23 protein-coding genes, 1 other RNA gene and 3 pseudogenes are annotated in these 20142 nt (G+C 35.9%); 12 read left to right on the top strand and 15 right to left on the bottom strand.

Annotated elements, in window-relative coordinates; all coding sequences use genetic code 11:
• Positions 1-41 precede the first annotated feature (41 nt).
• Positions 42-231, bottom strand: a non-coding RNA gene (gene ssrS, locus PY093_RS15980) — 6S RNA.
• Between the two features lie 385 nt (positions 232-616).
• Between ssrS and PY093_RS15975 the strand changes: the two genes are divergently transcribed.
• The 3 genes from PY093_RS15975 (at position 617) to PY093_RS15965 (ending at position 1463) form a co-directional block, all read left to right on the top strand.
• Positions 617-835, top strand: coding sequence for a DUF1659 domain-containing protein (locus PY093_RS15975; protein WP_275646847.1), 219 nt, complete (start codon positions 617-619; stop codon positions 833-835).
• A 35-nt stretch (positions 836-870) separates the two neighbouring features.
• Positions 871-1089 (top strand): DUF2922 domain-containing protein, encoded by a 219-nt coding sequence (locus PY093_RS15970; protein WP_275646846.1) that lies wholly within the window; start codon positions 871-873, stop codon positions 1087-1089.
• A 209-nt stretch (positions 1090-1298) separates the two neighbouring features.
• Positions 1299-1463 carry a YvrJ family protein gene (locus tag PY093_RS15965; protein WP_275646845.1) on the top strand — a complete coding sequence of 55 codons (165 nt, stop codon included), beginning with the start codon at positions 1299-1301 and terminating at the stop codon, positions 1461-1463.
• 87 nt (positions 1464-1550) lie between these two features.
• Here the strand turns inward: PY093_RS15965 and PY093_RS15960 are convergent, their stop codons facing one another.
• Complete coding sequence (locus tag PY093_RS15960) at positions 1551-1967, bottom strand: VOC family protein (protein WP_481769310.1); 417 nt, start codon at positions 1965-1967, stop codon at positions 1551-1553.
• A 313-nt stretch (positions 1968-2280) separates the two neighbouring features.
• Between PY093_RS15960 and PY093_RS15955 the strand changes: the two genes are divergently transcribed.
• Positions 2281-2622 (top strand): cupin domain-containing protein, encoded by a 342-nt coding sequence (locus PY093_RS15955; RefSeq protein ID WP_275646843.1) that lies wholly within the window; start codon positions 2281-2283, stop codon positions 2620-2622.
• Positions 2623-2786: 164 nt separating this feature from the next.
• Here the strand turns inward: PY093_RS15955 and PY093_RS15950 are convergent.
• The 3 genes and pseudogenes from PY093_RS15950 to PY093_RS15940 all read right to left on the bottom strand — a co-directional run.
• Positions 2787-3050 (bottom strand): annotated as a pseudogene (locus PY093_RS15950) (His/Gly/Thr/Pro-type tRNA ligase C-terminal domain-containing protein); the annotation flags it as partial.
• 19 nt (positions 3051-3069) lie between these two features.
• A complete protein-coding gene (locus PY093_RS15945; protein WP_275646842.1) occupies positions 3070-3537 on the bottom strand; it encodes a DUF3052 domain-containing protein in 468 nt (155 codons plus the stop codon).
• Between the two features lie 265 nt (positions 3538-3802).
• Positions 3803-5614 (bottom strand): dihydroorotate dehydrogenase, encoded by a 1812-nt coding sequence (locus PY093_RS15940; RefSeq protein ID WP_275646841.1) that lies wholly within the window; start codon positions 5612-5614, stop codon positions 3803-3805.
• A gap of 398 nt (positions 5615-6012) precedes the next feature.
• Between PY093_RS15940 and PY093_RS15935 the strand changes: the two genes are divergently transcribed.
• From PY093_RS15935 to PY093_RS15910, 6 genes are all read left to right on the top strand, one after another.
• Entirely contained in the window at positions 6013-6459 is a 447-nt protein-coding gene (locus tag PY093_RS15935; RefSeq protein WP_275646840.1) for a hypothetical protein, read from the top strand.
• Between the two features lie 12 nt (positions 6460-6471).
• The gene (locus PY093_RS15930; protein ID WP_275646839.1) at positions 6472-6651 is read left to right on the top strand and encodes a hypothetical protein; all 180 of its coding nucleotides are present in this window, start codon (positions 6472-6474) and stop codon (positions 6649-6651) included.
• A 24-nt stretch (positions 6652-6675) separates the two neighbouring features.
• Entirely contained in the window at positions 6676-6813 is a 138-nt protein-coding gene (locus PY093_RS15925; RefSeq protein ID WP_275646838.1) for a hypothetical protein, read from the top strand.
• Between the two features lie 339 nt (positions 6814-7152).
• Complete coding sequence (locus PY093_RS15920; RefSeq protein WP_275646837.1) at positions 7153-8652, top strand: spore germination protein; 1500 nt, start codon at positions 7153-7155, stop codon at positions 8650-8652.
• A 12-nt stretch (positions 8653-8664) separates the two neighbouring features.
• Entirely contained in the window at positions 8665-9753 is a 1089-nt protein-coding gene (locus tag PY093_RS15915; protein ID WP_275646836.1) for a GerAB/ArcD/ProY family transporter, read from the top strand.
• A complete protein-coding gene (locus PY093_RS15910) occupies positions 9740-10864 on the top strand; it encodes a Ger(x)C family spore germination protein (RefSeq protein WP_275646835.1) in 1125 nt (374 codons plus the stop codon). The genes PY093_RS15915 and PY093_RS15910 overlap by 14 nt, the downstream gene beginning before the upstream one ends.
• Positions 10865-10926: 62 nt before the next feature.
• Here the strand turns inward: PY093_RS15910 and PY093_RS15905 are convergent, their stop codons facing one another.
• Positions 10927-11382: a hypothetical protein gene (locus tag PY093_RS15905; protein ID WP_275646834.1), complete on the bottom strand. Its 456-nt coding sequence runs from the start codon at positions 11380-11382 to the stop codon at positions 10927-10929.
• A 20-nt stretch (positions 11383-11402) separates the two neighbouring features.
• The gene (locus PY093_RS15900) at positions 11403-12167 is read right to left on the bottom strand and encodes a hypothetical protein (RefSeq protein ID WP_275646833.1); all 765 of its coding nucleotides are present in this window, start codon (positions 12165-12167) and stop codon (positions 11403-11405) included.
• Positions 12168-12333: 166 nt separating this feature from the next.
• Here PY093_RS15900 and PY093_RS15895 point away from each other — a divergent pair, with 166 nt between their 5' ends.
• On the top strand, positions 12334-12771 hold the full coding sequence (locus PY093_RS15895; protein WP_275646832.1) for a ferritin-like domain-containing protein: 438 nt from the start codon (positions 12334-12336) through the stop codon (positions 12769-12771).
• A 177-nt stretch (positions 12772-12948) separates the two neighbouring features.
• Here PY093_RS15895 and PY093_RS15890 read toward each other — a convergent pair whose 3' ends face one another.
• The 7 genes and pseudogenes from PY093_RS15890 to PY093_RS15860 all read right to left on the bottom strand — a co-directional run.
• Positions 12949-13797: a peptidylprolyl isomerase gene (locus PY093_RS15890; protein WP_275646831.1), complete on the bottom strand. Its 849-nt coding sequence runs from the start codon at positions 13795-13797 to the stop codon at positions 12949-12951.
• 21 nt (positions 13798-13818) lie between these two features.
• Positions 13819-14961, bottom strand: coding sequence for a S1C family serine protease (locus tag PY093_RS15885; protein ID WP_275646830.1), 1143 nt, complete (start codon positions 14959-14961; stop codon positions 13819-13821).
• Positions 14962-15092: 131 nt separating this feature from the next.
• Positions 15093-15629: a DUF2179 domain-containing protein gene (locus PY093_RS15880; RefSeq protein ID WP_275646829.1), complete on the bottom strand. Its 537-nt coding sequence runs from the start codon at positions 15627-15629 to the stop codon at positions 15093-15095.
• 118 nt (positions 15630-15747) lie between these two features.
• Positions 15748-15945: a hypothetical protein gene (locus tag PY093_RS15875; protein ID WP_275646828.1), complete on the bottom strand. Its 198-nt coding sequence runs from the start codon at positions 15943-15945 to the stop codon at positions 15748-15750.
• A gap of 117 nt (positions 15946-16062) precedes the next feature.
• On the bottom strand, positions 16063-16347 hold the full coding sequence (locus PY093_RS15870; protein ID WP_275646827.1) for a hypothetical protein: 285 nt from the start codon (positions 16345-16347) through the stop codon (positions 16063-16065).
• A gap of 156 nt (positions 16348-16503) precedes the next feature.
• The gene (locus tag PY093_RS15865; protein WP_275646826.1) at positions 16504-17181 is read right to left on the bottom strand and encodes an SOS response-associated peptidase; all 678 of its coding nucleotides are present in this window, start codon (positions 17179-17181) and stop codon (positions 16504-16506) included.
• 299 nt (positions 17182-17480) lie between these two features.
• Positions 17481-17579: pseudogene (locus tag PY093_RS15860) on the bottom strand (hypothetical protein); the annotation flags it as partial.
• A 48-nt stretch (positions 17580-17627) separates the two neighbouring features.
• Here PY093_RS15860 and PY093_RS15855 point away from each other — a divergent pair.
• A pseudogene (locus PY093_RS15855) lies at positions 17628-18053 on the top strand (potassium transporter TrkG); the annotation flags it as partial.
• A 759-nt stretch (positions 18054-18812) separates the two neighbouring features.
• On the opposite strand, the gene PY093_RS15850 reads toward PY093_RS15855, so the two are convergent.
• Positions 18813-20021 (bottom strand): MFS transporter, encoded by a 1209-nt coding sequence (locus PY093_RS15850; protein WP_275646825.1) that lies wholly within the window; start codon positions 20019-20021, stop codon positions 18813-18815.
• Positions 20022-20142: the final 121 nt, after the last annotated feature.

Raw genomic sequence — 20142 nt, 5'->3', positions numbered from 1 at the left:
AATCCAGTCCCTCAAAGGAACTGGATTTTTAAAATAACATTGTGAAAGCCACATTTGCCGTAATCAGCATAAGAAAGTTTTAAACCACCACTTCTCAAAGTGGGTGTTTGCAGATACCTTCCTGTCGTCCTCCTGCACATGATGAGGCATGACATTTCAGTTCGATGTTAAACTCCCTAATACAGCTTAAAGGTTAAAACTTAATTAAAATTACGAACAACGCAGCTTGTATAGTAATAATACATGATATTATGCAAAGATGCAATGTTAAAAATTTCTTATTTATGTTCTTATAAATACCAACCAGACGTCGACTTTATCTCCGGAAACATGTCGGAATTGAATATTTGCCTTTTGAAGTAACTGGCCGGTTTTCACATGGGCCAATCTACTTATGTACAACTGGGATATGGCTGGATGCATATCCTTATACGAGTTAGAAGGAGGCGACATAAAAATCACCAATCAAGAACTGGTGATTTCGCCGAGGAGGTAAGAAAAATATAGATAAGTGATTGTTCATGAATGGCTTAAGAGAAGATCCATACTTTTTATAAATCCATGCCACCTTTTCACTCTTTCACCCCTATAACTAGAGTGAAAGGAGGTGAGAGACATGGCATCAACTTACATTCAAGGAGTTCAGTTGCGATTAGTGCTAGAACTTGGTGCTGATGAGGAAGGAAAGATGCAGTACCGCAGCAAGAACTACAACAACATCAAACAAGAAGCAACAGCAGAACAATTATTCGCCGTAGCACAAGCAATCACTGCTTTACAAACATTACCGCTCAACACAATTGAGAAGAATGATTCTTTCATCTTAGGCGAGTAATGGTAGAAAAATACTAGAGAAAGGAGGTAGGCAAAATGGCAAAAATACTAGAATTACATTTTACGAATCTAGTAGGGAAACCAGCGAAGGTAACAATTGAGAACCCGATTGAGCCGATTGATCCAGCCACTATTTCAGCAGCAATGGACAAGATCATTGCAAATGATGTGTTCACAAGCTCTGGCGGTGGATTTATTGAAAAACGTGGAGCGCGTGTTGTCGAACGAGCAGTAACAGACATCGAATTAGCGTAACCTTAAGGGCCAACTATCTAGTGAGGGTTGGTCCTTTTTTGTAAAGGTGAATTTCGACAAGTACCAGGTACTTGTCGGGAAAGCCGAACACGGTCCAATTCGACAAGTACCTGGTACTTGTCGAAAGAAATCCGAACTCAGACTAATTTGATAAGTACGTGGTACTTGTCGAAGAAATCGTCATCATAACCAAGAAAGGAGGGAACAAAATGGAGCAATGGTTACCTTTCATTCAAGATGTAGGTTTTCCAATTCTTGTGACATTCTACTTGTTGCATCGCATTGAGACGAAGCTCGATGGTGTCATTGAATCAATCCAAACACTACCAGTGAAAATGAATGATCAGCCAGCGCAAATCAAAAGACCTATATAACGAAAAACAACACCTGATTAATCAGAATCAGGTGTTGTTTTCCAGGTAGAGCAAAGGTGTATTTACGCGAAAGGATTTTATCCCATATTATCCATTACTTTTTGTGAAATTAAGATCCCAAATGATCCCAAATTGATCCTTTACCTTTGCAAACTTTGCACCCCAGAATGTATCTTGCAATTCCATGAATACAGTACCAGCAGAACGCAAGAGGTCATATGTTTTTTGTATTTCTTCTTCACTATCAAATTCAAGAACTAAGGAAATGTTGTTACCGATTTCGGTGGTATGGTCTAAAATAGAATCTGAAACCATTAATGTTAAATCACCTTTTTTGAATTGGGCGTGCATAATGCGCTCGCTTATTTCAGGGGGAGTTGGGTAGTCTGCCTCACCAAATGTTTGAAGGTTAATTATCTCACCTTCAAAAACTTCTTTATAATATTCAAGTGCTTCTCTAGCGTTGTCAATAAATGAAAGATATGGGGTTACTTGGCGGTATATCATAGAAACTCCTCCGATATTTAGGCTGTTTTTATATTTTTATCCAACGCTTAAGAGGCAGTAAAACCTCAACCTCAAAGCTTGGAGAATGCGAGGAAGTTTGGGTGGGGGATAAACTGACCTTAAAGGTCCGATACGTTCACCTAACAATCAGTGGGGGATGAAAAAATCCCAACTGATTGAAGGTTCACTTTAAATATAACAGGTTTTTGGAGTTTTTCTTTCTGTGATTTAAATCACTAACTTCCTATTTGAGAAAGAGTATCATAAATATATAAGCTAGTAAATAACTCAGGAGGAAGTGCAATCAATTATGAAACAAACCAACTTGCAAAAGTTTATAGAATATAGTGAAGAAAGATTTACAAAACGAATTATTTTTAAAGAAGGTGAAAGTACGGTATTCGTTCTTAACTTCGCACCAAAACAAGCATTGCCGGTACATAAGCATCCAGGAACTAATGTCTATATTTTAGTTGTTGAAGGTGAAGGTACATTTACAGTTGATGGGGAGGCCGTAAAAGCGAAGAAAAAAGATCTCCTATTATTTGCTGGTGAGGAAGAGTTAGCGTTTGTTAATGACGGTCAGGAAAATACGAGTTTATATGTGATGTTAAATAAAATCCCTGATGAAAGATATGCACAAAATATATAAAAGGTTGGCAATAAAGGGGACTACTCAGAGTTGGGTAGCCCTTTTTCAAATGAAACGCACCTTATCATCTAAATAGTATCCTTACAAAGGATCTGAATTATCTTTAGATAGGATTTAACTATCTAAAGTACAATGAGCTTGGATGTCCAGGCTCATTGATTTTCTTATTTCCGATTCTTTAAATGATTGAGCCCCATAATATCCATTTGGCCTAAGTTACCATCCTTACGTTTACGAACTGAAAACCTCCCACTTGCAATCTCATTATCTCCAATTACCACTATGTAAGGGACCTTTTTAAGTTCAGCTTCTCTAATCTTTAAACCGAATTTTTCAACTCGATTATCGATTTCAATATGTAAACCTGCCGATATCAAATCAGCCTCCACTTTTGCTGCGTAAGCTAGATGGGACTCGGAAATTGGAAGGACTTTTACTTGAACTGGACTAAATTATTTTACTTTCCGTACGAGCTATACCTTTCTCCGTAACTGCAAAATTTCTTGTCATTTTTTTTATTTTATCTGGCATTCTAAAGCGTAAAGCAGACCAGTCCTCATCAATAGCTACTTGTCTTACAGGCTCATAGCCTTCCGCTGAAAGCATTCCAGTGACGGTCTCGCGGCTGCAATCAGAACCTTTGTATGTTTTTGATGATTTCTTAGGATAGCAAAGCCAAAAAAGGCCGTCTTCTTTTACATACTGCACTGAACTACGAGCTAAAGTTTGGAGCTGTTCGTTTGTTGTTCCAAATACTTGTAGGAAATCATAGCTCTTAGTCTTAGCTTCTGTATGGACGTCACCTTCAAAAGCAGATATTATTTCATAATAAGTTTTAGGTGCATTTATGACTAAAACAGGTTGCCCTTGGTTTTTAAAATTTAGTTTTTTGATAACAGGGTGTAGTTCTTTCATTTTCTTCAATCCTTTCACATACCAACCTAAGGAAATCTTCCCTACTTAAAAATACCATAATAACTAAAATAGTATCAACATCGTTTCCGTTTATGGTATTGTTAGGAAATAATACTTTATTCTAAATGGAGGGAGAAGTTGAATGACTAAGAATCTTTTATCAATAGCTATCATTATTTTAAGTTTATCAATTGGTTATTTGGCGTTTGTTTTAGCCACCGATATGACAGCGGTGGAACAAAATGAAGATTCTTCTATAGCTACTTTATCTTTCTTTTTTCATATGAAAAAAACGATATGTTGTTACTAACCCAATGATAAATAATGTTAATGCAAAGTAAGCAGGTAATAAATGAATAAAAGTTGTATAGCCAATCTTAAAGTGTATAGCTATACCTGATGTGAAGGCAGGTATTCCTCCAATTAGTAACGTCCACCAAATCCACGCATTTCCCTGTTGAAAGCCCCATAGTGAAACCATCAAAATAAGTAAGCCAACACTTAATAGTGCACTTCCAAAGCCAGCTCGGTCATGGGCGATAACAGGGAGAAGCCTCTCATTAAAGATAGTAAGCATTTCAGGTGGCATGTTAATATAGCTAATATCTGTCGGGATAAAAACATTTGTTATCCCGATGTAAGATATGATGATTCCTCCGATCACAAAGGAAAATCCTAGTAACACAAAAGCAAATTGCCCTAGTAAACTATGTTTCCAAACAGAGTGATTTCTTCTGTTGGTAGATGACGGTGTCCCCTTTAAGTTCTTAGTTTTTAAAAACCCTAGTATATAAAAAGGAGTTAATATCACCCAAAATAAAAGATGAAGCCAATCTAAATAGCCATAACCAATAAATAGAAGGATTCCAAGAAACCCAATAATTGCAGCCGCATCTGTAGCTTGTTTTGCCCAAAGTAGTCCATTACGAACTCCAAACCATGCAAGTGCCATATACACAATACCACCTGAAATCATTGTTCCCGCAAGTGTCATTCGATCGTGTGCCATAAAGAAAATAATTCGATAGTTGAAGTTATTGATCGCTTCTCTAGTCATGTTAAGAAAATATTCGTCATATGGCAGAATAACAGCGGACATGCTAATGAGTAAGGCAATCAATCCTCCGATGAAAATAGAGAGAGCAAAGAGAAAATACCACCCCCACCCTTCTTGAGGAGGTTGATTAACTTCTATTTGAGACAGTTGAGCTTCCTTTATTCGTTTGGTAAGGCCAGGTCCAGTGAAGACGTAACCACCAGATAACATAACTAGATCTACTTTAGTAGCTAGTAGCGTTAATGCATCGTCGGGCTCGGAAACACCACCAACGGTGATAATTGTTTTGCTAAAATCGTTTTCCCGAAGATATCTAATAGCACTCAGGTGATTTTTTAGGTTAAAAGAATCATCTTTATTTCGGCTTTCATCTAAAACAATTCCTGAAAACATTTTATTTATAAGGTTGAGTGGGTTTAAGTGTATGCTATCACTTTGAATGGCTAGATAAATCGGTACATTGGTAAAAGTGCTAAAAGGTACTATCGTTTCGCTAGGAGATTGGCTCTCAACTATAAAACCGTCAGCATACTCATCTAGTTCCCGCATCATCTCAACTTGGTCATCAATATTTCCAGCCAATCTAATAAAAATGGGTTGTTTTGATTTTAATTTTCTCAGCTTTTCAATAGTTTGTGTTAAACCAATTGATTCAGGGTTTAGTGGAAACATAATAATTCTTTCCTTTTTATTTACCTTAGGTGGACACAAAGAAGTGGCTGTCATTGTTACAGGTCCAATTTCGATAAATCCAAAACCTAGATTAGAGAAAGCCTGAGTTCCAGTAAGTAATGGGTCTACTTTACCAGCTAGACCGATTGAATTAGAAAAATGTATGGTATCAATTTCTCTTTTTAAAAGAGGTGATGATTCTTCTCTGCCTAGAAAATTAATGATTCGATGACCGCCCGGAATGGAAGAAATGCGGTTCATTCCCTGGTGGATTAATTCCCGCGAATAATAGGTTGGTAACCTAGATAAGACAGGCTTGAATATAACATGATATGACCAATCTGGCATTATTTTCCCCTCCCCGAGTCAAGTTTTTTCTTCTATTGTATCATGGTTAATTGGAAAAGGAAGCTGAGGCAAATATTGCTATACTTATAATTCTAGTAATATTTGATTATGAAAATAGGAAGATTTGTGTAAATTAATGTTGGTTTAGTAAAAAAACTGTATTTTATTTTAAAGGATATGGGGAATAAAAGTTTTAGTGTCTAGCTCCGGGCACGCCTTGTGCTTTTCTTATACTATCAGACTTTATATGTTGATCCTTTTAGACTTTAAAACAGCATAATAGATCAAAAATCGTGGAAGAATATACCTTGGTATCAGTGATTTCTAAATAGAGTCGGGTATCAAAAAAAATATAACTCCGCAAAAAAGTAGAATTCGGTAACCAAAAGGGCAATCTGATGCCCGAAATCGGAAAAAAAATAAAAAACGGTAACCAAAAGGGCAATCTGATGCCCGAAATCGGAAAAAAAATAAAAAACGGTAATCAAAAGGGCAATCTGATGCCCGAAATCGGAAAAAAAATAAAAAACGGTAATCAAAAGGGCAATCTGATGCCCGAAATCGCAAAAAAAATTAAAAACGGTAATCAAAAGGGCAGTCTGATGCCCGAAATCTCGAAAAAAGTAGAAAACGGTAACCAAAAGAGCAATCTGATGCCCGAAATCGCAAAAAAAATAAAAAACGGTAACCAAAAGGGCAATCTGATGCCCGAAATCGGAAAAAAAATAAAAAACGGTAATCAAAAGGGCAATCTGATGCCCGAAATCGCAAAAAAAATAGAAAACGGTAACCAAAAGGGCAATCTGATGCCCGAAATCTCGAAAAAAGTAGAAAACGGTAACTAAAAGAGCAATCTGATGCCCGAAATCGCAAAAAAAACAAAAAACGGTAATCAAAAGGGCAATCTGATGCCCGAAATCACAAAAAAAATAAAAAACGGTAACCAAAAGGGCAATCTGATGCCCGAAATCTCGAAAAAAGTAGAAAACGGTAACCAAAAGAGCAATCTGATGCCCGAAATCGCAAAAAAAGTATAAAACGGTAAACAAAAAGGCAATCTGATGCCCGAAATCTCAAAAAAAATAAAAAACGGTAACCAAAAGAGCAATCTGATGCCCGAAATCGCAAAAAAAATAGAAAACGGTAACCAAAAGGGCAATCTGATGCCCGAAATCGCAAAAAAAAACAAAAAACGGTAACCAAAAGACGTTTTAATCGACGATCCTCAATACGGGGCCTTGCGCTTTTCTTGTTTGTTAAGGAATTTATAAAATTGTAAGGTTGTGTATAACTTCGTGTCTTTGTCTATCTAGGTCTAGCTCCGGGCGCCATCGACTCGAGGTCATAAGCCAATCCGTCCGGAAGGTAAAGAACAACCTTCCAGCCGGCTTGTCTTATGCTTGTCGCCGATAAGCGGGCGCCCTGCGCTTTTGTTCATTGTTTACCAAGATCTAATAAACAAGGAATTAATCAACCAACCGTGATATATTTTGTCAAAAATGGTTAAGATAACAAATATGTTCTAGGGTGGCTAACAGATGAATTTGTTTTCACAGTTTTATAAGTCATTGTTTACAAAACAAATCAAAAATGATGGTGTTACCCCAAAAGAGGACAAGCTCCAGGAGAGTGTACAAAAGCCATCATTACAACATACAATTAGCGAATTCAAAGACTGTGGTGATTTAGATCATCATACACTACCACATCTTCAGGTTGATTTATTATTTTTTAGGCATTTATTAGATGAACAAAGGTTTCTGAAAACGGTGCTAGAGCCTATTAATCATGTGAAAATAGAAGAGCTACCACAATTACTAAAGGAATCACAATATAAACTAACAGAAAATACAAAGGAATTAATTCTTGGTATTTTAAATGGCAGGGTGGCTATTTTTTTTCAAGAAAAAGCATATTTAATTGATGTCTATAAACCCGCCACTAGGAACATAACTCAATCCGAAACAGAAACCGTCATTACAGGACCGCATGATGCTTTTACAGAATCACTTGATCCGAATCTTTCACTGCTCCGCAAACGAGTAAAAAGCTCTCATCTAAAAGTGATAAAATTATTAGTTGGAGAAGTTACTAAAACCACCGTATTACTTCTTTACATTAAAGATTTAGCGAATATGGATCTTGTAAAGGAACTACAAGATAGAATTGAGAATATTGAAATTGATGCTATTTATGATTCAAACATGTTAGTACAAATAATTGAGGAAAATCCAAATTCGATTTTTCCTCAATTTTTAACAACAGAAAGACCTGATTCTGTTGCATCAAAATTGGTTTCAGGAAGGATTGTTGGTTTTGTTGATGGAAGTCCTTCTGCCTTTGTTGCACCAACAGGTTTTTTTGAATTTTTTGGGTCTCCAGACGACTATTACCAACGCTGGTGGCTAGGTTCATTTGTCCGTATTTTACGTTTCTTTGCGTTTATAATCACTACTCTTTTTACCGCATTTTACGTTTCCGTGACTACATTTCATTATGAAATGATACCAGATACGCTTCTGCTTTCATTGGCTGAATCACGGAGTAAGGTTCCTTTTCCACCTATATATGAAGCGCTTCTTATGGAAATTACGATAGAGCTGCTGAGAGAAGCAGGGGCAAGGCTGCCGACGAAAATTGGACAAACAATTGGTATCGTAGGGGGTATCGTTATTGGTCAAGCGGCGGTTCAGGCAGGATTGACAAGTAACATTCTAATTATTGCAGTTGCAATTTCAGCAATCGCATCATTTGTTATTCCGAGTTATATCATGAGTGCATCGATTCGGTTAATACGATTTGGCCTTATCATTTTAGCTGGAATATATGGAAACTTCGGTTTAATGATCGGGGTTACATTAGTCATTATCCATTTAGTCGGAATTACAAATTTAGGGACATCTTACCTAACACCTGTATCCCCAATCTATAAGGCTGATTGGATTGATACGTTTATACGAGCCCCTTTTTGGATGATGCGAGATCGCCCATCACTATCTAAATCACCAAATAAAGTAAAAAATAGAATGAAGAAGTAGGTGATTTTTTAATTGAACGAAAAATTACATCATTTCCACTTAGTCATTTTGATCTATATGATTCAATCAGGTGTTGTGATATTTAGTCTCCCTGGACTACTAGCAGAGTATTTTGGGACTAACGGTTGGATTGTGTTATTTGCCTGTACCTTTATGGTCATGATTAATATCTTACTAATATCCTTTGTTTATCGATTGGGTAAAGGTGAATCGATTTTTGTCATCCTCGAAAAGACGATTCCAAAGGTATTATTATATCCTTTTTATTTTGGTTTGGCTGTAGTGTGGGCCCTTCTAGGCTGCGCTGTTGGGAAACAATATATACTTATTTTTCAAATGATTTCTTTTCCAACAACAAACCCGATGATCTTTAAGCTCATTCTAAGTATACTAGCATTTCTGTTGCTTATTAAAGGGATTTATAATATATCCAAAGCGACAACTATTTTTTTCTTCCTTACGATCTGGATGGTTGCGCTTCAATTATTTCATCTGTCAGACATAGAATTAGCTAGATATACACCATTCTTTTTAAAGAATGGTGGTGACCCGATTACTGGATTATTCGATACCTATTCAGCTTTCGTAGGTTATGAACTAGGAATCCTATTATTTCCGTTTGTTACTAAATCATCAAAATTGATTAGGTCGATATTTTATGGAAACTTAATTGTTACATTCGTATATGTTAGCTTAGCAGTAGTATGTTTTGGGTTTTATAGTTATCAACAGCTTGCAAATATGCTTTTTCCGGTCCTAGATTTGCTATCTTATATTCAGCTTCCCTTTATTGAACGCATTGAGAATTTGTTATTTGCTATTTTTTTTCTAAAGACACTTATAACCACCGTACTATATTATTGGGCTGCTCAGCAAGTTATGAAGCGTGTTTTCCGAAAAGTAGATGAGAGTCTAACAGGTTTTGTGATCGTTACCATAGCATACTTTATGGCATTTTTTCCAAGGGTGCTTTCAGATGTAAATGATTGGCTTAAGAGGTTAGCTTATGTGGAGATAGGTGTAGCCTTTGGTTTACCTGTGCTCGTGCTATTTGTACTATTTATCCAGCGAATACGGGGTGCTGCTCATGAAAAATTGTAGGATTATTTTAGTTGTAACAATTATTTTATTAACAGGATGTGCTGATCAACGAATATTAGAGGAATTAGGGTTTACTCATACAGTAAGTTATGATGTTGCGGATAAAGATAGTTATGAAGATAACCAAATGCTTAGAATTGGACTCTCAATTCCTATCGCATCAGATGAAGTTAAAGAAACACGGGAGATACTTGTCACAAATGCATATAGCAGTAAGGAATCCAGAACGATATTATCCACTGAAACAGACCGGATATTGGTAAGTGGACAATTAAGAAATACTTTATTTGGTGATGAGCTTGCTCGTAAAGGGATATGGGATCATATTGATACTCTAGTACGTGACCCTGCAGTAGGTCAGAATACAAAAATAATTGTTGTTTCAGGTGAAGCCTATGAAATACTAAAGAAAGATTATAAACAACATCCACGAACAGGTGAATACATTGATAGGTTAATTGATAAAGAAGTGAATTCACAGGCTATACCTGATGTAACGATTTATCATTTTACGAGAGATTACTTTGATGATGGCATTGATCCTGTTGCACCACTTTTAAAGGAAAATGGGGAACATCTAATTGTCGATGGAATTGCGTTATTTAACTCTGATAAATATGTAACTAGCATTGAGTCTTCTAAAGCTATGCTGTTTTCAATACTTACCAAAAATTTCAAGGAAGGGCAGATATCAGTAAACTTGACTGGTAATGATGAGGAGAAGGATAAAGAAATGGTCATGTTTAGCTCGGTCATAAGTAAGCGAAAGATACATGCTGTGAAATCAAATGATGAAAGTCAATTTAAAGTGAATATAAAGATAACAATTCATGGCTCAGTTTTAGAATATATTGGTGAAAAGAAACTAGGGGATGATGTGGCAAGACAAGAACTCGAAAATGAAATGTCTAAATACATCAAAATGGAAACTGAAAAAATGATTACATATATGCAGGAACATAATGTTGACAGTATTGGGATTGGGAAATATGTACGCAATAGCCTCAACTTTGAGGAATGGCAGGAGTTAGATTGGAATGAAGTGTATCCAAAGGTGGAAGTTGCCGTTGATGCTGAGTTAAAGATAAAAGATTATGGGAAGTTTAAATAATGCAGTGGTTTCAGGTAAGGGACTGAAACCCCATGTTTGTTTGCTTTTGAAACTAGATTCGACTATGTATTTTTTAGACGAGTCATACCTAAAGCAGTATTTTCCCATAAAATTTTTTCAACAGTATCCCATTGGTATTCCTCACATCGAATCATTAGTACAATTTCGGAGGAGATCTTTTTACTCCCTGGATTTTGTTTTTTTACTAACCATACTTTAATAAGAATACCTAATGTAATTCCAACAACTGCCCCAATTATTCCCCAAATAATTGGACCCCATTTTAGGACATAACCATAAATCGAACCCAAGAGCATGAGGCAAGTTCCAAGTATGGCACCTAAATCAAACAAACTAAATCCGTCAGCTCGATGAATCGTGTCAAAAAGCTGTCTAGGTTCAGTTCGTTTATCAAGGGGGGCAGCAAAAATTTTCTCTTTCGGAATTCCTTTTTGTTCGAGGGCACTAATAGCTAATTCAATAAAAAGGGAATTTTCAAATGTGGCAATGACCAACATAAACAACTCACTCCTAATGGCTAGACAGGAAATTTAAAGTTAGGGTTTTGATATTTGTGACGTAAGTATTGGGACATTTCTTTTTCACATAGTATATTTAGTTCCAATGCTGAGGTATAGGCATCGTAAACAATGAATAAGTAGATTGATGGTAGGTACAGCAGCCATTGGATGTTTAGAACGTCTTTCGCTTTTTCAAAATCACCTAACAATGTTGCTTTAATTCCGAGTGGTATATGCCCATAATACAAAATAGCGACAGTATAACCAAATACGAAAAAACCAACGATTATTTTATTTATGTAAAGATGTCCAAGACCTGGTACTAATGCTGACCAACCCGCTGCAATCAATGGTTTTCTTTTATCTAAATAATTGATGCCCCATGGGCCTAGCGTAATCGGTAGGATTGGAGCATCTTCTCTTTCAGCCAATAGATATTGCTTATTCATGTCAATCGTTGTCCGGTAGCTATCCCAAATCCCCAACATATAAATCCCCACATAAAGCATCAACCATCTCACCTCAAGGACCTCTTTCGCTTTTTCAAAATCCCCCAATAAGGAATGATAAATTCCAGTATTAACATTTGCTAAATTATTAATAAATAATTCCCATAAAATTAATATAAATGCTGACAAGTATCTATGTTGCAATAAATGCCCAAATCCTGGATACGAAAAAGAAAAGAAAGCAATCACATATGGGTTTCTTAAATGTAAATGTGTATTAGACAGTTGCGTAATATGAGCTCTGCTTCGCCTATAGGGAGGGATTTGATTCACACTGTACACTCCTAGAGAAATATAATCTTCCTTATTATTTTCTAATCTTAGATATTAATACCAACTGAAATAATTGTTCGGATAATAGGATCTGAAAATTTACATTAGCCTTGCACCATATTCCTATTTTTTATCATAAGATAATAGGAACGGGGAGGTCGACAAAATGAATCATTACAATTATTACCATGCTATGCATAGACCATCGGATAAACAAATTAAGAAAATTGAAGCTGCCATAAACGGAGAATACAGTGCCATACAATGCTATGCTAATTTAGCTAGATCGGCACCTACAGCGCAAGAGAGAAAGAGGATACATGAAATTCGAAAAGATGAAATGAACCATTTTAATGCCTTTGTTCAGATTTATGTAAAACTTACTGGAAGCCAACCACAATACAAAATTACGGAAGAGTGTCCCGAAAACTATATAGATGGATTGGAATTCTCTCTAAAGAATGAACAGAATACAGTTGATTTTTATCTAGATATAGCGGATGAAGCAAGTGATCAATTTATAAAGGAAGTATTTCGTAGAGCTGCTATAGACGAACAAAACCACGCTGTCTGGTTTTTGTATTTTTTTACAAAAAATAGATGAATGATAATACTCACATTTTTTAAAACCGAAAGAAGTTTTTGATGCCCAAAACCATGAAAAATAGCTGCTATTATAACCATACCAGTAACTTGGAAAGGAGCGTTCTTAAGTCAAAAAAACAACAAAATTAAATCCCTCCCCCGACATAAACAAATGCCAGAGGAAGGATGCTATATCTTATGAGATTACATCTTCCAAATCACGATCTACAATTTTTATATCCGCCTTACTAATTACATCTTGAACAGCGTTGAGGTCAGCTTTATTATTCATTAATGTATCATATATTTCATCTTTCATTTCTTCAAGTGGTTGTAGTTCAGTGTCTTCAATTTCACGTTTGTCTGTCGTTTTAATTATATGGTAGCCATTATCTGTTTGAACTGGGTCACTTATTTCACCTATCTCTAACGCAAAGGCAACCTTTTCAAAATCGTACATCATTTCTCCAGTCCTAAAGTAATCCAAGTCACCATCATTTTCAGCTGAGGCTGTATCTGTTGAATATTCCTTTGCAAGTGCTGCAAAGTCTTCACCCGTGTTTAGTTTTTCAAGAATTTCGTTTGCTGTTTCTTCATCATCCACTAAAATATGACTAGCTCTCACTTCGTATTTTAGACTTTCATAATACTGCTTGATCTCTTCATCTGTAACGGTTACACCAGCTGTTGACGCCTTCTTCATTAACAGATCTGAGCGAATATCCAGTTTTAACTGATCTTCGTCTTTATAGCCATTTTGTAAAAGGATCATTTCAAACTGATCACCATAGCTATCTTTTATCTTTATCAATTCAGCATCAATTTCTTCATCAGTAACTGTGTATGCGTCAGCTAGCACTTTATCGTATATCATTTGTTGAATGATCACGTCACCATAACGAGACTTCAGTTCGTTGTAGAATTCGTCTTTAGTTATGGAACCTGCTGCTGTTTCAGCAATTATTTCTGAAGTTTTGGATGATGTACATGCAGCTAACACAAATATGCTAAAGGCAACAGTAAGTATTAATAGTAGTTTTTTCATCGTTTTTAAAAATCTCCTTTGCTATTCATTAGTAGATAAAGTGAGAGTTGTCGTTTGTAGTTCACCAGCACGATAAAATGAAATCTCGATTGTATCTCCAATTACTTTCGTTTCATAGAGGTATTTTCGTAGATCTACTAGGCTAGTGATTTCATTTCCGTCTAAGGCCACGATTACATCCATTTCTTTTAGTCCAGCTTCTAAGGCAGGGGAATTCTCGGAAACATTTACAACGACGATTCCGTCTGTAATTTCACTTGGAAGCTGTAAAGATTGTTGTCGTTGGTTTAAAGAGACCTCGGTTAATGATACGGAAGCAATACCAATAAATGGGCGTATTACTGCTCCTGAAACTTCAAGATCCTCAATAATTGGCTTTGCATAGGAAATGGGAATCGCAAACCCAATACCTTCAACTTCTTGCTGTGATATTTTCATTGAATTAATTCCTATCACCTGTCCATTAATATTCACTAATGCACCACCACTGTTTCCAGGATTAATTGCTGCATCTGTTTGAATAACCTCTGTTGCCCAATCCTGTGCTCCGTCATTATTTAAGTCAATCGGAATGGTTCGCTCTAATCCACTAATAATCCCTTGAGTTACAGAGCCGGAAAATTCAGTTCCAAGCGGATTTCCAATCGCAATAACGGGTTCACCCGCACGAAGATTGTCAGAAGAACCAAGCTCTGCTACTTTAGTTCCTTCACGATCTTCTATCCGGAGCACCGCAAGATCTGTTAATTCATCACTCCCAAGGACCTCTGCAGATAATTTTGTCCCATCCCGTAAAACAATTTCAACTGAATCTGCGTCAGCAATGACATGCTGATTGGTAACGATATACGCATAACCATTTTGTTTTTTATAAATAACGCCTGATCCAGTTCCACCATTTGTACTGTTGGTCCACCCAGTGTCTGCTTTAATATTTGATACTCCTACCACAGCATCGGACACTTTATCAACAGCTTGGACAATTTCAGTTGATATGGAATATGAAACAGTTTCTAACCCTGTTATGTCACTTGAAGACTTTGTAGTTGTTTCTACTGTAGATCTATTTATTGACTCATTGGAATCAAACAGTGGTACAATCGCAAAGACAGTAATAGAAGTACCGATAACTGCACCAATTAAACTAGATTTAACATTTTTCATCTGTATCTCCTCCTTATGTATTGAAGGATATCAATCAAATGTGTCAGTAGAATGTCAAAGGAAAATTTATTAAAGAAATATTTGGTTACGGTTTTAACGCAAAAAAGGACAGGTTTAGAGACTGTTGGTTTCTAAATCTGCCCTTTTTTAGTTTGAATCCGCTTCATTGACTTTAGAAGATAACCACCTTTAAATTTCCGTGGTTCATATGAAATGATAAAAGCGTGTGGATCATAGCGTTCGATCATTCCGATAACCTTTTCTTCCATACTTCTTTTGGTTAATATCTGCAATTGATACCGTACACTATCTTTACCCATTCCTTCAAAAATAGTAACTCCAAACCCTTCATTTCGAAGTGTTGCAACAAGATCTGTATTTTTATCAAGTAGATTGACAGTAAGTGTGGTATATCCAATAGCTAATTTATTTTCAATGACCACTCCAATGTAAATACCAATTCCAAAACCTAATGCATATACGAGCATCTCTGCAATGCTTTGTTCACCTCTAAAAACAATTGATAGTCCAAATACATAAATTAATGCCTCTAAAAAGCCAAATATTGTAGCAAGTAGGCTCATGTTTTTTACTACGAAAATGATTCTTAGAGATAAAATGGGTACTAGGATAATTTGCAGTAAAAAAATTATAAGAATGTCATACATGACTGAGTCTCACTTTCCAATGGCTATACATTTGTTAAAGTTGCCACTTTTTATCTTAATTATGCATAATTTAAGTATTTGACCAATATAAAAAGGCCCAGATTTGAGCCTTTTTGTGCTATTTTCCGAATAACGCCATGAAGCCTTTATAGATAATCACAATTGAGAAAATTAGAATAACCAATACTGCCACAATTATGATAAGTGATTGTAAGCTAGCTAAAAATGTAGCAACTGTTGCCACCTTTAAGAGTGCGAATCCAGCAAAGATACAGGCTAAGAATAAGAAAATAAGACGATCCATTTTAAATTCCACTTCATTCTCCCCCTTTCATTAATAGTGTATGTACCCCTAAAATAGAATGTACTAGGACTATTGATTTAAGATTTTGGAGGAGGCTTTAACACCAGAAATTTTTCCTTGCTCTAAAGATTACTCGTTGTTATTAAACATATCAATAATATCTTCCACAGCCTCTTTTAGTCTTAACTGAACGGTTTCATTGTCTATAATTTCTTCAAACCTATAATCATACACAATATCAATTATTCCTTTAGCATGTTTTTGAATCCCGCGTACCAAAACAATCGTTTCGATATCACTTAAATCTTCAAAATCATTATATCCTTCAATTGCAAGTTCCCAATACTTATCTCCATCTTCAGTAAGGCCTCCAACAAAGGTGTCAGACGCTTCAATAAATGTCCATCTTTTCATTTAGTAAAACTCCTTTACTAGTTGTCATTCCTTCCTAGTATATCTTTAAACTGATAAATCAAAAAAATATTTATCAGCTTCAGTTTTTTTAAAAAACGGCATAAAGTTACAAATGTGGGGAGGGGAAAGTCATTGCCTTTTATTAAACGAAACACACTAACAAATTTGTTGAATTAAATTAGCTGAATTATTCTTTGGCGAATTAACCAGGGATGAAACTTCATACGCTTCCATCAGCTTTTCAGGTAAAGGTTTTAAAAATTGATTTAAGCGTTCGGTATTTTTAATGTTTGGATCTAACCAGATTTGTTCATCTTCTGGCTTTAAAATAACAGGCATACGATCATGAATATCTTTTACAAGCTCATTAGGTGTAGTTGTAATTACAGTACAGGAAAAAATCGCTTCTCCATTGGGGGATTTCCATTGCTCCCATAGACCCGCCATCGCAAACAATTGATCCGATTTAAGCTTAATCCTTATAGGCGTTTTTGTTTTGCTATCAAGACGTTTCCATTCATAAAAACTATCGGCTACTATTAAACATCGTTTATTTTTATAGGAACTTTTAAAGCTATTTTTCTCAGATAAAGTCTCTGCTCTAGCATTTATCATTTTATACCCAATTTTCTCGTCCTTTGCCCACGGCGGAATTAACCCCCAACGTAAGTAACCGATTCGATTTTTTGAACCATCATTTATGACTGATAAAACGGAATGGGAAGGGGCGATATTATAGCTGAAAAAATAATCGTCTTCATTTATGCCGCCTTCTATATTGAATCGGTTGATGATGTCCTCAAACTCAGCAAATAGGGTGTATCTTCCACACATTTTATATCACCTCAATTATAAAAACATACTCTATTAAACAATTCTCCCAATTAGAAAATACATACTCTATAATAGAGATTATACATGAAATGATTTTGAGGTGATAACAATGAACTTACTAATAGTAGTCGTAGTAGCATTTACTGTACTTATATTAGCCGCAGGTTTACTATGGACAATTGCTTTGGCTGGAGGTGAAAATGTATCTGTTTAAAGCAACAGAGTAGTATAATAAAACATCATTCTATTAACTCGATTTTATAGGAATAGGAGCCATTTTTCAATAAGCTTTCTCCGGCCCAAATAACTAAGGTCATGATTCCGATTCCACCAAATTGCAAAATAAACATTAAAATAAATATCCCCGGAACTGTGAATGTATCGGTTGTCTGGACGACCTAAAATGATCGCTCCAATCAATTCAATAACAACAATAATTAACAATATCTCCAAGCTCAGTTGGTGGGGGTGTTAGAACGACTACTTTCGCACTTAATTTATTGTATATATATAATTTGGCACGAGGCAATAAATCAATCAAGGTATTTAAAAGAGAATTGCATCAGGAAGATGTATTAAAGGCTATGGCTGTTACGATGATTGCAATGTTTCTTTGCTTTACGGCAGTAATCTTTTTATCACTTACAGAGAAATTTACAACAATTCAGTTACTTTTTGAGGTGACTTCAGCATTTGGAACCACAGGGCTTTCGATGGGGATAACACCAGAGCTAAGTTCGATTGGGAAGATTATCATAATACTATTAATGTTTATTGGACGGGTAGGTATTCTTTCTTTTATCTATATTATTAGCAAAAATGAAAGTGAGCCAAATTATCACTATCCTAAAGAGCGGGTCATTATTGGATAAAATTACGGTGCGTTTAGAAACGAAATAAGAATAATAGTACATAAGAAAAGCATAGGGCGCCCGCCTATAGGCACGTCGATTAAAACCTGCAACGTCCTGTGGCGAACATCGACATTACCACATCCTGTGCAAGTCAAGCATAAGACGGTTTATTCTAGAAGGTGGTTTTCCCTTCTTAAAGGAAATGGCTTATGACCTCAGGTCCGATGGCGCCCGGAGCTAGACACTAAAACTAGGTACAAACTTCTATAATTACTAACTTGAGTTTCGCACCTAGCAACAACGCGATTTATCCCTCATTTTAATCGGAACAAAAAACACAAGGTTTTTGGCATGATTAAGGTACCTTACCAAATCTACCAAAAAGGGCGTATTATCATGCGGACTAACTTGAATGAAATCCAAAAAGTGATAAAAACTCATGGATATTCTATTAATTCGATTATAAGTGATGTGATGAAAACACCTCTTTGACTCCCATAAATAAAAATAAAGAGCGAACCCTCAAGGACCAAGAGATGAGGGAATCAGCATGGGTTAATAAATAAGCGGAGAAATTTCTCTTAATTACGAAATAGCACTTAAAATAGCTTAAATAGACGGAAGGATTCCGACTATTTACACAAAAAACGTCAAAATGGATCATTTTGCATTGCTTAAGCGGAAAACCTCCGCTTATATACCCCGAACCAAGCCTTATTACGTAATTTAACCGGAAAATCTCCTCTTATTTTAACGATCACTGGTTACTAATTCCAACTAAACTTTATTAGGTTTTAAAGCAGCATTTTGTTTGTGTGTTTGTTTCTGCCAAATCATCGTAATAGCGAGTGTTACAACTAAAAGTAAAAGACCTAGTATGAAAGGATAGGTTATTTTTACATCATATAGTAAACCAGCAAGTGTCGGTCCTAATACGTTTCCGATACTCATATAGGCATTATTCATTCCCATCGCAAATCCTTGTTCATCCCCAGCTAATTTCGAAATAAGTGTGTTCAAAACTGGGCGAAGAATTGAAGTTGCTAAGAAGATAATTAATGATATTGCAAAGAACATTGCATAGCTTGAAGCAAATAGTGAAAGAAGGAATCCAAATGCAGCTACTCCTATGAAAACATTTAACACTTTTCCTTCTCCATAAGTTCGAACAATCCGATCCACGACAAAAAGCTGTACAATGACACTAACGATACCGGTCGAAGTTACCATAAATGCAATTTCCTGCGGGGTTGCACCGAACTGATTGTCAACAAAAAGTCCAAGCACAGATTCATATGCCATTAAACCAAAACTCATAACAAGCGTTATAATAAGTGGGATGAAAAAGGGCATCTTAATGGAGCGTACTAATTTTTTTGCCATAGATTCATTTTCAAGTGACAAATCAAAAGCATTAGTAGGTTGTTTTCTTTCACTTTCTTTAAGAACAACGATTGAAAAAATCACCGAAATAAGTGATACGATTGCTGAAACTAAGAAAGGAGTTTTTAAACCGAAATCCGCTAAAAAGCCTCCAATTCCAGGTCCAACTACTATCCCAAGTGACATTGATGCTGAAACTAAGCTATTACCTTTGGCTCTCTGGTCGAGTGTTGTAATATCTGCTACATATGCAAAAATAGCGGGAATAAGTAGTGCTGCACCAATCCCTCCAATAACACGTGAGGCATATAGCCACCAAATTGAATCAACAGCATAAAAAACGAACATTGAGAGTGTTAAGCCTGCTAGTCCCCAAATAATCATCTTTCTACGACCATATTGATCGGCCCATTTCCCTGCTATCGGTGAAAAGATAAACTGAGCACCAGCAAAAATGGCAATCATAAGGCCAGCAGCAGTACCACCTTGATTAATCGAAACTAAATAGGCTGGTAAGATGGGGATGATAATGCCAAAACTACCTATTGCAATAAACATATTGATCATCAAAATGATCATTTTCTTTCTTTGGTCCCCTGACATCAAGACAGCCTCACTTTCTATATTTACTTGTTATCATTCTATATTTGATTAATAACGAACTTATCAACATTATACCAAGTGTTTTAGATTGTCAACGAGAAAAGACTGCCAGTTAGATTTT

Origin of the sequence: Cytobacillus sp. S13-E01, from assembly GCF_029193815.1 — a bacterium.
Taxonomy (GTDB): Bacteria; Bacillota; Bacilli; order Bacillales; family Bacillaceae_L; genus Bacillus_BV.
This window is presented reverse-complemented; position numbering and strand designations above follow the sequence as displayed.

Excerpts from the sequence above, each read along its gene's own strand:
- PY093_RS15975 (WP_275646847.1), top strand. The coding sequence starts at position 617 with ATGGCATCAACTTACATTCAAGGAGTTCAGTTGCGATTAGTGCTAGAA.
- PY093_RS15970 (WP_275646846.1), top strand. The coding sequence starts at position 871 with ATGGCAAAAATACTAGAATTACATTTTACGAATCTAGTAGGGAAACCA.
- PY093_RS15965 (WP_275646845.1), top strand. The coding sequence starts at position 1,299 with ATGGAGCAATGGTTACCTTTCATTCAAGATGTAGGTTTTCCAATTCTT.
- PY093_RS15955 (WP_275646843.1), top strand. The coding sequence starts at position 2,281 with ATGAAACAAACCAACTTGCAAAAGTTTATAGAATATAGTGAAGAAAGA.
- PY093_RS15945 (WP_275646842.1), bottom strand. The coding sequence starts at position 3,537 with ATGAAAGAACTACACCCTGTTATCAAAAAACTAAATTTTAAAAACCAA.
- PY093_RS15940 (WP_275646841.1), bottom strand. The coding sequence starts at position 5,614 with ATGCCAGATTGGTCATATCATGTTATATTCAAGCCTGTCTTATCTAGG.
- PY093_RS15935 (WP_275646840.1), top strand. The coding sequence starts at position 6,013 with ATGCCCGAAATCGGAAAAAAAATAAAAAACGGTAACCAAAAGGGCAAT.
- PY093_RS15930 (WP_275646839.1), top strand. The coding sequence starts at position 6,472 with ATGCCCGAAATCGCAAAAAAAACAAAAAACGGTAATCAAAAGGGCAAT.
- PY093_RS15925 (WP_275646838.1), top strand. The coding sequence starts at position 6,676 with ATGCCCGAAATCTCAAAAAAAATAAAAAACGGTAACCAAAAGAGCAAT.
- PY093_RS15920 (WP_275646837.1), top strand. The coding sequence starts at position 7,153 with ATGAATTTGTTTTCACAGTTTTATAAGTCATTGTTTACAAAACAAATC.
- PY093_RS15910 (WP_275646835.1), top strand. The coding sequence starts at position 9,740 with ATGAAAAATTGTAGGATTATTTTAGTTGTAACAATTATTTTATTAACA.
- PY093_RS15905 (WP_275646834.1), bottom strand. The coding sequence starts at position 11,382 with ATGTTGGTCATTGCCACATTTGAAAATTCCCTTTTTATTGAATTAGCT.
- PY093_RS15895 (WP_275646832.1), top strand. The coding sequence starts at position 12,334 with ATGAATCATTACAATTATTACCATGCTATGCATAGACCATCGGATAAA.
- PY093_RS15890 (WP_275646831.1), bottom strand. The coding sequence starts at position 13,797 with ATGAAAAAACTACTATTAATACTTACTGTTGCCTTTAGCATATTTGTG.
- PY093_RS15885 (WP_275646830.1), bottom strand. The coding sequence starts at position 14,961 with ATGAAAAATGTTAAATCTAGTTTAATTGGTGCAGTTATCGGTACTTCT.
- PY093_RS15880 (WP_275646829.1), bottom strand. The coding sequence starts at position 15,629 with ATGTATGACATTCTTATAATTTTTTTACTGCAAATTATCCTAGTACCC.
- PY093_RS15870 (WP_275646827.1), bottom strand. The coding sequence starts at position 16,347 with ATGAAAAGATGGACATTTATTGAAGCGTCTGACACCTTTGTTGGAGGC.
- PY093_RS15865 (WP_275646826.1), bottom strand. The coding sequence starts at position 17,181 with ATGTGTGGAAGATACACCCTATTTGCTGAGTTTGAGGACATCATCAAC.
- PY093_RS15850 (WP_275646825.1), bottom strand. The coding sequence starts at position 20,021 with ATGTCAGGGGACCAAAGAAAGAAAATGATCATTTTGATGATCAATATG.